Raw genomic sequence first — 13,656 nt, 5'->3', positions numbered from 1 at the left:
CATCCCAAGAATTAAACTCTTGTTTTCGGTACAGTGCATATTAGAGTATAGACACACGCTACCACTTTAGAGGTCAACATGGCTGCTGAACAGTTTCAAAGCCTGCGCAATTACCTGGATAGCCAAGTATTAGGCCAACCAGAGTTTACTGAAAGTTTGCTCATTGCGGTGCTTGCCGACGGCCATTTACTGGTTGAAGGTCCACCAGGATTAGCCAAAACGCGAGCTGTAAATGCTTTGGCAAAAGGTATTGAAGGGGATTTCCACCGGATTCAGTTCACCCCTGATTTGCTCCCCGCGGATTTAACCGGTACCGACATCTACCGCCCAGAGACCGGTGAGTTCGTTTTTCAAAAGGGTCCCCTGTTTCACAATGTGATTCTTGCTGATGAGATTAACCGCGCCCCGGCCAAAGTACAGTCGGCGTTGCTGGAAGCTATGGCCGAACGCCAGATCAGTGTTGGCCAAACCACCTATCCGCTAACCGAGCTGTTTATGGTGTTAGCCACTCAGAACCCACTTGAGCAGGAAGGAACTTATCCGTTACCCGAAGCGCAGTTGGATCGTTTCTTAATGCAGCTTAATCTCGACTACCCTGCGGCAGATACCGAGCTTGATATTCTGCGCCTGAACCGCGGTGAAGAGCTCCACGGTGAAGTGGCCATGCCAACCCCGCTGCAACAAAACGATATTTTTAAAGCGCGTAAAGAAGTCCTCGAAATTTTTATGGATGAGACCGTTGAGAACTATCTTGTGCAACTGGTCATCGCCTCACGGCAGCCTGAGCATTACAATGACGATCTGGTGCGCTGGCTCAGTTACGGTGCGAGTCCGCGGGCGACCATTGCTCTGGATCGCTGCGCCCGCGCAAAAGCATGGCTGGCCGGACGTGATTTTGTCACTCCTGATGATATTCAGGCGGTGTTCCCGTTGGTGATGCGACATCGTATTATTCTGAGCTATCAGGCTGAGGCTGATGGCATTACCGCAGACAAGGTCCTGCAGGTTATTCTACAAGAGGTTGCCACACCCTAAGCATATGACGTTGTATCAAACTCCTGAATTTAATCCCAAAACTCACTAGAGGCCGGTGATTCTAAACATGACGCAAACGCAGGAATGGCTCCAGCAGTGGCATAGTAACGGTGTGCAAGTCGGCACTGCGGAACTGATGTACTACCGCAGCAAAATCGGTGCCTTTGCCCGCCATCGCCGGCTGCATCCACCCAAGGCACAAACCGGGGCATTACTCAGTAAGACCCGTGGCCGCGGCATGGAGTTTGATGAAGTGCGCCATTATCAGGCGGGTGACGACGTCCGGGCAATCGACTGGCGGGTCACCGCACGCACCGGCACACCGCATACCAAGCTGTTCCGCGAAGAGCGGGAACGGCCAGTGATGTTTATCGTCGACTTCACCCATAGCATGCATTTGGGCAGCGCGCTGCTACTGAAAAGCGTCCAGGCCTGCCATATTACCGCAGCCATGGCCTGGCTGGCCTCCCAGCGCGGTGATCGCGTTGGTGCCCTCATTGGTCATCCGGCACGGCATCAGGAAGTTCGGCCGCAAGGCAGACAGCATGGGGTATTGCGCATCCTGCATGCGTTGGTCGAGTTGCAGAACGAGAGTCTGGCTGCCTGGCAACAAGGTCAGCAGACTTCGGAACCCGTCCTTGATGGCTTATTGCAGCGTGCGCAGCAAGTCGCAAAACCTGGGACTATCATTCATGTGATAAGTGACTTTTCCCAATTTACCGAACACACCATCTCTTTGCTGCAGTCCTTGCAGCGCCACTGCTCAGTGCAAGCGGTGCAATGCCTGGACCCAGTTGAAACCGCCCTGCCTGCGCAGCTGGAACAGCAGGACGTAGCCCTGACCGATGGCCGAAAATCCTGGCATTTTGCTGCTGGCGACAACGCTGCGCGGCAACACTACCGGGATAACGCCATGCAGCAACAACAGCAGTTGCTCAAAAATTTGCAACAGCTCAGCCTTGAGCTGCATCAGTTCAGTGCCGCCGATGCGATTGAGAACCAGTGGCCGGAGGTCATGCGATGACAGCACCTGAACAACTCCACGATATTATCCTGCCGCCCGCCGCCAGCTGGTGGCCGCTTGCGCCCGGCTGGTACGTGCTGGCGGTGGTATCAATCATTACTGTGGGCCTGCTCACCTGGTTGGCGGTACGTAGTTATCGACGCCGGCGGGTACGCCGCGCAGCACTCACTCAACTGAGCCCGCTGCTGCCCTTGAACAGCACCACTTTGCTGCTTAAACGCGCGTGTTTGGGTTACTATCCCAGCCCCGCTATCGCAGGACTTACCGGCTCGGCATGGCGTGACTTCCTTCTGCAGCAACTTAGTTCTTCCCAGGCAGCGCGCTTTGTCGACCTACTGGTAGAGGTGGAACATGCGGCCTATCAACCGACTGACGACGAGGCCCCGCGCCTACGTAACGAGTATTATCAATTTGCCCGCTTCTGGATGATGCACGCACTACCGCCATCCTCGACGCAGCTCACTGTTGAGGAGGCCAAATGATCGAATTCGGATGGCCATGGTTAGCGCTGGCCTGGATACTTGGCCCGCTATTGTGGTGGCTACGTCGCCCCCAACAACGGCAATTTTCAACCCTGCGTGTGCCACATTTGGCACAGGCCAGCAGCCAACCGGATCCGGCCGCGCGACAGTGGTGGTCAGCGCTGCTCGCTATTTTAATCTGGACGCTGTTGGTTGCCGCTGCCAGCCGTCCACAGTGGTTAGGCGAACCCGTACAGATCCGCAGCGAGGCCCGGGAGATGGTGTTGGCAGTGGATCTCTCCGGCAGTATGGAAATCGCAGACATGCGCATTGATAACCAGGAAGTGAATCGCCTGACCATGGTTAAACACGTCGTCAGCGACTTCATCACCCGCCGCAAAGGCGACAAGCTCGGCTTGATTTTATTTGCCGACACTGCTTATGTGCAGTCGCCCATTACCTATGATCTGCGCACCGTTGAACAACTGTTGAGTGAAGCTCAGTTGCGCTTGATCGGCGAGCGAACTGCTATTGGCGATGCCGTGGCGCTGGCGGTGAAACGTTTTCGCGATAACGAGCAGTCGAACAAGATATTGATCCTGCTGACCGATGGCCAGAATACCGCCGGTAATGTATCCCCCGGACAGGCACGGCAACTCGCTGCTTATTACGGCGTTAAAATTTACGCCATTGGCGTTGGCGCCGAAGAAGTCCTGGTCGACAGCTTTTTCGGGCAACGCAAAGTTAATCCGAGTCGGGATCTGGACGAAGATATGCTGCGCGGGCTTGCTGAGGCCACGGGTGGCGAGTACTTCAGGGCGCGCAGTACAGAGGAACTGGAGGCCATCTACGAAACCCTCGACCGCTATGAGCCGGTCACCGGGGATGAACAACTTCGACGGCCACAAACCGAACTCTTTTACTGGCCTGTCGGCGCAGCATTGCTATTGCTGTTGGTCCTGTGTCTGGCCAAATTAGCCGGTCGCCGCAGCAGGGGGGCGTTCTGATGCCGCTTGAGCAGATACTGGAACAGTTCCACTTTTTACGCCCTTGGTGGCTCACGGCTTTGCTACCCGTAGCTATCATTACCTGGTTGCTTTGGCGTCGCGCCCACCGAGCCAATGGCTGGCAGAGCGTGATTGCTCCGCACCTGGCCCAGGTCTTGGTCGTTAGCCAGCAACAAACACAACGCAGCGCGCTCCGTTGGAGCTTGCCGCTAGCCTTAGTCGCCCTGGTGCTGGCCGGAGCGGGTCCCAGTTGGGAACGGATTCCACAGCCAGTCTACCAACTCAATGCGGGGCAGGTAGTGGTGCTGGATATGTCGTTATCCATGCGCGCAACGGATGTGCCCCCTAACCGGTTGACGCAAATGCAATACAAGGCCATGCAACTCACCGATGAGCACCTCGATGGTGAAACCGGCCTGATCGCGTACGCCGGCGATGCCTACGTCATTAGTCCGCTGACCGCCGATGCGAGTAGTCTTGGTAATCTCATTCGCGCGTTACGGCCCGAAATCATGCCGGAACTTGGCAGCTATCCGCTGAGTGCCCTGCAGCTGGCAGACCGGTTACTTCGTGAAGCAGGCTATGCTGAGGGCGATATCTACTGGTTCACTGACGGTATTGATACTCGCGATCAACAGGAACTTACCAGTTTTGTTCGTAACCATCCGCACCGTTTGGCTGTGCTAGCCGTGGGCACCGAGCAAGGCGCGCCGATTGAACTTGAGGATGGCAAGCTGTTACGTGATCAAGGTGGCGATGTGGTGATTCCGAAAATGACACCAGCACGCCTCGAACGGTTAGCACAACTGAGTAACGGTCGTTTCGCCGAGTTGCGTCAGGATCAGCAGGACATTATTTATTTGAGTGGTTTACCGCCGCTGTCCCGCGATGGTAAAGACCGTGATGACCAGCAGGGCGATACCTGGTACGACCTGGGTCCCTGGCTGGTGTTGTTCGCATTGCTGGCAATGCTGCCGTTGGCGCGCCGGGGTGTACTCTTTACTGCCTTATTTAGCGTTATTTGTGCCAGCCAATTGGTGCTGGTGCCGCCGGCGGCAGCGCAAAGCTCCAGCGAAGGTCTGAGCTGGGACGAACAACTCTGGCAGACGCCCTACCAACACGCCGATGAAGCGCTGCGTAATGAAAACTATGAGCGCGCGGCAAGAATCGCTGAAGACCCCTGGCAGCGTGGTGCCGCGAACTACCGCAACGGTAATTACGAACAGGCGGTGGTGGACTTTTCCCAAGTCGATAATCCCGCAGGTTTCTATAACCAAGGCAACAGTCTGATGCAGCTCGAACGGTTTGATGAAGCGGCGAATGCCTATCGGGAGGCACTTGAGCGTGACCCCGATTTTGCCAAAGCGCGGGACAATCTCGCCTTAGCGGAACAAGCTGCAGAAGAACAACAACGCCAGCAACAACAGCAGCAAGGCGAAGGTCAGGGGCAACAACAGCAGCCCCAGCAACAAGAAAGCGCTGATGGCGAACAAAATGATGCGTCACCATCGGGGTCTGAACAAGCGCCGCAACAGCAGGAGCCAGAGCAGGCCTCAGAGGGCGAACCGCAACCGCCGGCAGAGCCGCAGGCCGGAGATGCTGACCCTGAAGCGGAAGCTCAGGAGGGCGAACCTTTACCCGGCCAGGAAGGTGAGGCAGACCCGTTAAGCGAAGAACAGCGACAACAAATGGAACAGTGGTTAAACCGTATCGAAGACGACCCTGCTTATTTGTTGCAACGAAAAATGCTTGAAGAAGCCCGAAAGCGCCGTACCCAACAACGTCAGCCGCAAGGAGTTCAAAAACAGTGGTAGTTTATCGAAGCAAAATTTTCTCTGTGCTCACGGTAATGCTGCTTGCAGCTCTGCTGTCAGGTCAGCCCGGTATAGCGCAGCCCGCTGCAGCTCCTGAGGTAGCTATCAGTGTCGACAAGAATCCTATCGCTGCAAATGATACCTTCATTCTTACCCTCACTGTCGACCAGCTGGTCAATGACAGCGAATGGCGCCCGCAAGATGCATTACCAAACCTGCAGGTACTGGGCAGTTCCAGCAGCCGCAGCACGCAAATCATTAATGGTGAAACGTCCGAACAGACCACCTTTAATACCATCATACGTGCACCCAGTGACGCCGGTAATTACACTATTGGCCCCATTGAACTGCTCGGCACACGCAGTAATTCCATTGAGCTCGAAGTACTCTCTGCCGCACAAAGCGATCAGCTACTGGATCAGCGCAAGGCTTTTATGCGCGTTGAGCTGGCCCGGACAGAACTTTATGTGCAGGAACAGGTGCAGCTAACAGCCAAGCTTTATCTCGCCGCAAACTTACACAGCGGTAACATCATCCCGCCAAAACTCGAGGACGCAGATATCCGCCAGGTAGGCCGGGATAACGAGTCCACAGAAATCATCAACGGCCGCAAATTTCAGGTATTTTCACGTAACTTTGTGGTCATTCCGCAACGCTCCGGCGAGCAGGTCATTCGGGGACCGCTGTTTCAGGGGCAAATTAACGTCAACAGTAACCGTACGCTGTTTCCCTCCTTCTCTTCGACCGAGTCGATCACGACCGCCGCTGAGGACCTGGCGATTACGGTCAAACCTATACCGGCCAGCTGGCCGCCGCAGAGTAACTGGTTACCGGCTGAGATCGTAACCCTTTCTCTGAGTGTCGGCAGTGAAGGTAGTAAACAGGATGACACCGCCCAGCAGCAGTTTACCCAAGGCGAGCCCATTAATCTGACCTATCGTCTGACCGCTGTTGGGCCGTTGCCTGACCAGCTGCCGCGCTTAGATGAACTGGTCGCTTCGCTGGCCATTGACGGCGCCAGTATTTACCCCGAGGCGCCTGAGTCTGCGGTGAATCAACGTAACGGCCGGATGGTTTCGCAGCAGACAGTGCGCGTTGCTATTATTCCTCATCAGGGCGGAGAGCTGGTCATTCCCGCTCTGCCAATTCTTTGGTTCAATACGCAACTGCGTGAGCAAGACCGCGCCACGGCGCCGGCACAGCGTTTTAGCATCGTTGCTGCCAGCAATGCATCACAACTTGCGGCACCGGCAGAGCCTCCAGCCACGTCCGCGCAAACCACAAAAGAACCAGCCCGGGTACCGACGTCCGAAGTTGCGGGAACAGAACGGCTGAAGCGCTGGCAGATCCTTACCGTGGTCTTTGCGGCACTTTGGTTAATTACCTTAATTTGGATGTTGTGGTTGCGCCGCGCTAAGCCGTCAGCGGTAACCACCGAGGCCAATCCTGAAGGTGCCGGGCAGCAGCAAGAATTACGGGCCATCAAGCATGCCTGTATGCGCGATGATGCGGCAGCGGCTGAACTACTGTTGAAGCGCTGGGTACGCGCACGCACTGGCGCAGATAACGCCCAACTCACGCAGCTGACGAACACACTGGACCATGCACCCTTACGCAGCCAGCTTGAGCATTTACAGCGCTGTCGCTTTGCTCCTGGTCAACATGAGTGGCATGAAGGAAAAGCTTTGTGGCGAGCCTTACAGGCCGCATTAAAAGCGGCTGATAAAAAGGATAGCAGCGGTAAACCTGTTAACGACCTGCCCGACCTCTATCCCAATTAAAAAAACGCACACGCTGAAGTGACCCTCAGCAGTGTGCGTTTTCTACTTTCTGCATAAACAGCCGTCAGTTAGCTGACGGCGTCTAGCAAAGATAATTACTCTTCTTCATTGCCTGAGTTGAGTAGAATTTCAATCTCAGCATCACTTCGTAGCGCTTCAATAACAGCTTGATACATCTGTTGCATGTAGTTGTTCTTTAACTGTTCCTGAAGCTGCGTCGTACGCGCTGGATCAACCGAGCCCTCGCTCACACTACTCAATACCACCACCACGACGTTACCGCTGGCGGTAGTGGCTGTATCGACATTGACAGAACCTTCTGCCGGAGCCGCCATGGAAAATAATGACTGCACAACTGCGCGCGGTAACCCTGTGGTTTGCCGTGATACCTCAGTTACTGGAGTAAATTCCACCGAGTTCACAGGTTCACCGGTACGTACCTGGGTCAGCACTTCGTCTGCAGCTTGCAGGGCAAGCTCTTGCGCTTCTTCACGGCGCACGTTTTCAGCGACCTGCTCGCGTACTTCGGACAATGGCTGCGTGCTGGCAGGTTTATGATCGATAACGCGCACCACCACAGATTCGGTGTCACTGATTTCAATCAGATCGCTGTTCAGCTGCTCGGCAATCAGGTCAGCACTGAAAACTTCAGCCAAGACTGCTGGAGAGCGCATCACTGCCGGGGCATTTTCACGGCTGAACCAATCCGTCCGCTGAACCTCGATACCGAGGTCTTCAGTTACCGGAGCAAAAGTATCCGGAATCTCGAAGGTCAGCTCGGTGACATCCTGCTGCAATTCATAGTAACGCTGCTTCACGCGCTCTTCACGCAAGTGAGCGACAATCTCGTCACGAACTTCAGCCAGAGGCGTTACTGAGCCCGGCTTTTTATCGGTAAGCTTGATGATGTGGTAACCAAAGCTGGTCTCCACGACGCCAGTGATATCGCCCACACTCTCAAGAGCAAAAGCAGCTTCTTCGAAGTCAGCGTCCATGGTGCCCGGCTCAATCCAGTCCAGATCACCACCTTGCTCACCTGAGAAGATATCGTCTGAGTGCTCTTCAGCTAAGGCGGCGAAATCCGCACCCTGCTGCAGCTCTTCCAATAATGCCTGAGCTTCAGCAGCAGCTGCTGCCTCATCGTCGCCGGCTTCGATTAAAATGTGCGAGAAACGATACTGCGGCGCTTCAGAGTAACGACGCTCATTACCTTCGTAGAAAGCTTGCACTTCCTCTTCAGTCACTTCGATCTCTTCGGCAATGGTTCCGGCATCCACCAGCACGTAGGCAACTTTGACTTGTTCAGGGATCGCGAAGCGTTCGATATTCTCGTTGTACCAGCTCTCTATCGCAGTATCGGTCACCTCGACCTGGTCCAGATAATCAGCAGTCGTGAGCTCAGCATAACGGCCGCTACGCAACTGTCCAAGGACACGTTGGGTCGAATCCACCTCACTGGGTAGTACGAATTCGCTGTCGACCAGCCCCTGCACAAACTGCTGGGTCACTAAGTCACGACGAATTAAGGCAGCAAAACCATCAGGCGTGTAGCCAAGGCTGCGCAAGGTAGTTTGATAGAGGTCATTGTCGAACTGGCCGGCGACTTTAAAGCTGGAGATATCACGAATCGCCGCTTTCACTTGCGCCGGTGACGCGCGCAAGCCCTGAGCCTTAGCCGCCTGCTCTAATAATTTTTGATTGACCAGGTCGTTCACCACTCGAGCACGCAAGTTTTGCGTGTAGCCAGGGTCTCGAGCCAGCTGGTCGTAAAAATCGCCAAGCTGCTGCTTTTGACGACTGCGCTCATTTTCCACTGCACGTTCAAACTCTACCTGGGTGATTTCTTCGCCATTCACCAATGCCACCGCCGGCTCAGGTTGGTTAGCAATGTAGCCACCAATCCCTGCCAATGCGAACGTCAGTGCGATGAGAACAAGGAAAATCTTGACCCAAAGGCTCTGTGACCCTTCACGAATCCTGTCCAACATAATTCTATTAACCTCAAAAAGTGTTCGATTTTTTTACCGCGCATTATTCTATCCCATAACGCGGAAAAAAAATAACCCGAAGACATGCTTCGGGTTACTTTCGCTATTCGCTGGCGGAACGGACGGGATTCGAACCCGCGACCCCCGGCGTGACAGGCCGGTATTCTAACCAGCTGAACTACCGCTCCGCAGTGATTAGTTTACTGAGTCTTTCAGTGCTTTACCGGCTTTGAAAGAAGGCACTTTCGCCGCAGCGATTTGGATAGTCTGGCCAGTTTGTGGGTTACGACCCGTGCGAGCTGAGCGCTCACGTACACTGAACGTACCAAAACCTACTAGTGCAACTTGCTCACCCTTTTTCAAAGCATCAGTTACCGCTTCAATGAAAGAGTCCAGAGCACGTCCAGCAGCAGCTTTTGAAATTTCTGCTCCCTCTGCAATTTTGTCAACTAACTGAGACTTGTTCACAGTATCATCCCCTTAGATTGTTATTATCAGATTTTTGCATGGTTCCATTTGCATTTTGAATGGGCCAGCGAAGGTTATAACAAGCCTGAACACTTCGTTCAAGCAGTTCAACAGGTCCCCGACTACATTTACGTATCCCTGTCGTTCAAGTGGTATGTCAGAGCTATCGTTAGGTTTTGTCTGACCAATCACTTTGACTCTAGGCTACCACAAGAATTTCTATTGAGAACCCTTTTTCACAAATTTTTTGACGAAAGAATGCGGCCTGCAGCGATGTTGCTGGCTCAGAGGCCGCATTTTTCCGTTTTAATGGCTCTTTTTCGTCTCGGGTTGGCGTTCCAGCGCGACCTGAAGCACTTCGTCGATCCACTGCACCGGTTGTATGATCAGATCGCCCTTCACGTTGTCACTAATCTCCTGCAGGTCACGTTCGTTATCTTTCGGGATCAGCACATGCTTAATACCGCCACGGTGTGCCGCGAGTAACTTCTCTTTCAGACCACCAATCGGCAGTACTTCGCCACGCAGGGTAATTTCACCGGTCATCGCAACTTCCGCCCGCACGGGGATTTTCGTTAGCGATGACACCAGTGCTACGGCCATAGCCGTACCCGCACTCGGGCCGTCTTTAGGCGTAGCGCCTTCAGGTACATGCACATGAATATCCCGCTTCTCGTGGAAATCATCGGCAAGACCTAACATATCCGCACGGCTGCGGACCACGGTCAAGGCCGTCTGAATCGATTCCTGCATGACATCACCAAGGGAGCCCGTGGAAGTGATTTTCCCTTTACCGGCGACGTTGGTCGCTTCGATGGTGAGCAAGTCGCCACCGACTTCGGTCCAGGCCAGGCCGGTCACCTGACCAATCTGGTTTTTCTCTTCCGCTTTACCATAATCGTATTTTTGCACGCCCAGATAATCTTTCAGATTGTCGGCGTTGATTTCGACTTTCTTAATGCGTTTATCCAGCACGATCTTCTTCACCGCTTTGCGGCAAAGACGTGAAATTTCGCGCTCGAGGTTACGCACACCAGCCTCACGGGTGTAGTAACGGATGATGCCGATGATGGCGTCATCTTTGATAGTTAACTCTTTTTCTTTCAAGCCATTACGATCCAGCTGCTTGTTCAGCAGGTGACGCTTGGCGATGTTGAGCTTCTCGTCCTCGGTATAGCCAGATAGACGAATCACTTCCATACGATCCAACAATGGCGCAGGAATATTCATACTGTTCGAGGTCGCCACAAACATCACATCAGAAAGGTCATAATCAACTTCCAGGTAATGATCATTGAAGTTGATGTTTTGCTCCGGGTCTAATACCTCGAGCAACGCTGATGCAGGGTCGCCCCGCATATCTGCTGCCATTTTGTCGATTTCATCAAGCAGGAACAACGGGTTACGCACGCCGACCTTGGCCATTTTCTGAATCAGCTTACCCGGCATTGAGCCAATGTAGGTGCGTCGGTGGCCGCGGATCTCGGCTTCATCGCGAATACCGCCCAACGCCATACGAATGTATTTACGACCCGTGGCCTTGGCGATGGACTGCCCCAGCGAGGTCTTACCCACACCTGGTGGTCCCACCAGACACAGAATCGCGCCACGAACCTTGCTGGTACGTTGCTGTACTGCTAAATACTCGAGGATTCGTTCTTTGACCTTCTCCAGACCGTAATGGTCGGCATCCAGTATTTTCTCGGCATTGGCTAAATCTTTCTTGATTCGCGAACGCTTTTTCCATGGCACGGAAACCATCCAGTCGATGTAGCCACGCACAACCGTCGCTTCAGCTGACATTGGTGACATCATTTTTAGCTTCTGCAGTTCGGCGCGGGTTTTGACTTCCGCTTCCTCAGGCATTTTCGCTTCCTGGATCTTATTTTCCAGCGCTTCAAACTCGTCCGGGCCGTCTTCCATTTCCCCAAGTTCTTTTTGAATGGCCTTCATCTGCTCATTCAAATAGTACTCGCGCTGGCTTTTCTCCATTTGCTTTTTAACCCGCGTACGGATGCGCTTCTCAACCTGTAGCAGGTCGATCTCGCCTTCCATTAACGCCATCAAAAACTCAAGCCGTTCCCGTACCTCAGTAATTTCCAGTACTTTTTGCTTATCATTCAGCTTTAACGGCATGTGCGCCGCCATAGTATCGGCCAGCCGATCTGCTTCCTCGATACCCGACAATGAGGTCAGCACTTCCGGTGGAATCTTCTTGTTTAGCTTCACATAGCCTTCAAACTGATTCACCGCTGAGCGAATCATCACTTCTTCCTCTTTCTCCGGCATCGCTTCCGAATCAAGGTAGTGCACTTTCGCCCGGAAAAAGTCTTCATTCGCTTCAAAGGAATCAATCTCAGCCCGTTGCGAGCCTTCAACCAGAACTTTTACGGTGCCATCAGGTAGTTTCAGCAGCTGCAGGATATTAGCCACTGTACCTATGCTATGGATGTCTTTTTCTTCGGGTTCGTCGATGGAAGCATCTTTCTGAGCTGACAGGAAAATTTGTTTGTTATTCTCCATGGCCGCTTCCAGACAGCGAATCGACTTATCGCGACCCACAAATAATGGAATGACCATATGCGGGTACACCACTACATCACGCAGTGGTAAAACAGGAATACTCAGGTGTTCGACCCGTTCTTCGCTCATATATGTCTCCAGGTTCAATGACGTCATGTCAGATTTAGTTATCTTACCCTCTAATATGAGGTCATACAGATAAAGTTCAATGTTTTGCACAAAAAAAGGGCCTTAATGGCCCTTTTTGCATAAAGATCAATCTAAATGGAGGGATTATTCACCTGAGGCTTGTCGATCCTGCTCCTGATTTTGATAGATCATAATCGGATTAGATTCACCGGTAATCACTGACTCATCAATCACCACTTTGGCAACATCATCCGTAGACGGCAATTCGTACATGGTGTCCAGTAGCACACCTTCTACGATAGAGCGCAGACCCCGGGCACCGGTTTTCCGGTTCATGGCTTTACGGGCAATTGCCCGCAGCGCATCATCACGAAATTCCAGCTCGACGCCTTCCATTTCGAACAGTGCAGCATACTGTTTCGTCAGCGCGTTTTTCGGCTCTTGTAAGATTTGCACCAGCGCATCTTCATCAAGCTCTTCCAGCGTTGCTAGTACTGGCAAACGACCGATAAATTCGGGGATCAGACCATATTTGACAAGATCTTCCGGCTCTACCTGCTTGATCAGGTTCGCCATCAAGGCTGTGGTTTTATCTTTCACCTGAGCGCCAAAGCCGATGCCGCTGCCAACACTGACCCGCTGCTCGATAACCTTATCCAGGCCGGCAAACGCGCCGCCACAGATAAACAGGATTTTCGAGGTATCCACCTGCACAAATTCCTGCTGCGGATGTTTGCGACCGCCCTGTGGTGGAACCGCTGCCACCGTACCTTCAATCAGCTTCAACAGCGCCTGCTGCACACCTTCACCCGATACATCACGGGTGATCGACGGGTTATCTGACTTACGTGAAATCTTGTCGATTTCATCAATGTAGACAATACCGCGTTGTGCTTTCTCAGCATCGTAATCACACTTCTGCAGCAGCTTCTGAATGATGTTTTCAACATCTTCGCCGACATAACCTGCCTCGGTCAGGGTGGTTGCGTCCGCCATGGTGAATGGAACATCCAGGAAGCGTGCCAGGGTTTCTGCCAAATACGTTTTACCAGAACCGGTCGGACCAATCAGCAAAATGTTACTTTTACCAAGTTCAACGTCGTCCTTGCTGGCTTTGCCCGAGCTTTGCAGACGCTTGTAGTGGTTATAAACCGCCACTGCCAGAACGCGCTTTGCAAATTCCTGACCTATGACATACGCATTCAGGTGGTCACGAATTTCTTTTGGTGTCGGCAAGCGATCGGAGCTTTCTTGCGGCGCAATATTCTGGATCTCTTCTTCCAGAATGTCATTACACAGCTCGACACATTCATCACAAATAAAAACTGAGGGCCCAGCAATTAACTTGCGAACCTCGTGCTGACTTTTCCCGCAAAAGGTACAAAACAATGGCTGATCGCCATTACCTTCGGTTTTATCAGTCATG

10 protein-coding genes and 1 tRNA gene are annotated in these 13,656 nt (G+C 53.0%); 6 read left to right on the top strand and 5 right to left on the bottom strand.

Annotation, left to right across the window (positions count from 1 at the left end; all coding sequences use genetic code 11):
• Window positions 1–78: 78 nt before the first annotated feature.
• The 6 genes from J6J28_RS03275 (at window position 79) to J6J28_RS03250 (ending at window position 7,122) form a co-directional block, all read left to right on the top strand.
• Window positions 79–1,035: an AAA family ATPase gene (locus tag J6J28_RS03275; protein ID WP_301719896.1), complete on the top strand. Its 957-nt coding sequence runs from the start codon at window positions 79–81 to the stop codon at window positions 1,033–1,035.
• A gap of 67 nt (window positions 1,036–1,102) precedes the next feature.
• A complete protein-coding gene (locus tag J6J28_RS03270) occupies window positions 1,103–2,059 on the top strand; it encodes a DUF58 domain-containing protein (RefSeq protein ID WP_301719895.1) in 957 nt (318 codons plus the stop codon).
• On the top strand, window positions 2,056–2,541 hold the full coding sequence (locus J6J28_RS03265) for a DUF4381 domain-containing protein (protein ID WP_301719894.1): 486 nt from the start codon (window positions 2,056–2,058) through the stop codon (window positions 2,539–2,541). The genes J6J28_RS03270 and J6J28_RS03265 overlap by 4 nt, the downstream gene beginning before the upstream one ends.
• Window positions 2,538–3,527, top strand: a complete 990-nt coding sequence (locus tag J6J28_RS03260; protein ID WP_301719893.1) for a vWA domain-containing protein — start codon at window positions 2,538–2,540, stop codon at window positions 3,525–3,527. Before J6J28_RS03265 ends, J6J28_RS03260 begins: the two co-directional genes overlap by 4 nt.
• Entirely contained in the window at window positions 3,527–5,341 is a 1,815-nt protein-coding gene (locus tag J6J28_RS03255) for a VWA domain-containing protein (RefSeq protein ID WP_301719892.1), read from the top strand. Before J6J28_RS03260 ends, J6J28_RS03255 begins: the two co-directional genes overlap by 1 nt.
• Window positions 5,335–7,122: a BatD family protein gene (locus J6J28_RS03250; RefSeq protein ID WP_301719891.1), complete on the top strand. Its 1,788-nt coding sequence runs from the start codon at window positions 5,335–5,337 to the stop codon at window positions 7,120–7,122. Before J6J28_RS03255 ends, J6J28_RS03250 begins: the two co-directional genes overlap by 7 nt.
• Before the next feature lie 95 nt (window positions 7,123–7,217).
• On the opposite strand, the gene ppiD is transcribed toward J6J28_RS03250, so the two are convergent.
• The 5 genes from ppiD to clpX all read right to left on the bottom strand — a co-directional run bounded on the left by ppiD (window position 7,218) and on the right by clpX (window position 13,655).
• The gene (ppiD, locus tag J6J28_RS03245) at window positions 7,218–9,110 is read right to left on the bottom strand and encodes a peptidylprolyl isomerase (RefSeq protein ID WP_301719890.1); all 1,893 of its coding nucleotides are present in this window, start codon (window positions 9,108–9,110) and stop codon (window positions 7,218–7,220) included.
• Window positions 9,111–9,221: 111 nt separating this feature from the next.
• Window positions 9,222–9,298 (bottom strand) — tRNA-Asp (locus J6J28_RS03240).
• 7 nt (window positions 9,299–9,305) lie between these two features.
• Window positions 9,306–9,578, bottom strand: coding sequence for a nucleoid-associated protein HU-beta (gene hupB / locus J6J28_RS03235; RefSeq protein WP_034773817.1), 273 nt, complete (start codon window positions 9,576–9,578; stop codon window positions 9,306–9,308).
• A gap of 306 nt (window positions 9,579–9,884) precedes the next feature.
• Window positions 9,885–12,230 carry an endopeptidase La gene (lon, locus tag J6J28_RS03230; protein WP_301719889.1) on the bottom strand — a complete coding sequence of 782 codons (2,346 nt, stop codon included), beginning with the start codon at window positions 12,228–12,230 and terminating at the stop codon, window positions 9,885–9,887.
• Between the two features lie 144 nt (window positions 12,231–12,374).
• Window positions 12,375–13,655, bottom strand: coding sequence for an ATP-dependent protease ATP-binding subunit ClpX (clpX, locus tag J6J28_RS03225; RefSeq protein ID WP_301719888.1), 1,281 nt, complete (start codon window positions 13,653–13,655; stop codon window positions 12,375–12,377).
• Window position 13,656: the final 1 nt, after the last annotated feature.

This window comes from Pseudidiomarina terrestris, from assembly GCF_030466375.1.
Lineage (GTDB): Bacteria > Pseudomonadota > Gammaproteobacteria > Enterobacterales > Alteromonadaceae > Pseudidiomarina > Pseudidiomarina terrestris.
The sequence above is the reverse complement of the archived record's forward strand: the minus strand, read 5'-3'. Positions and strand labels throughout refer to the sequence as shown.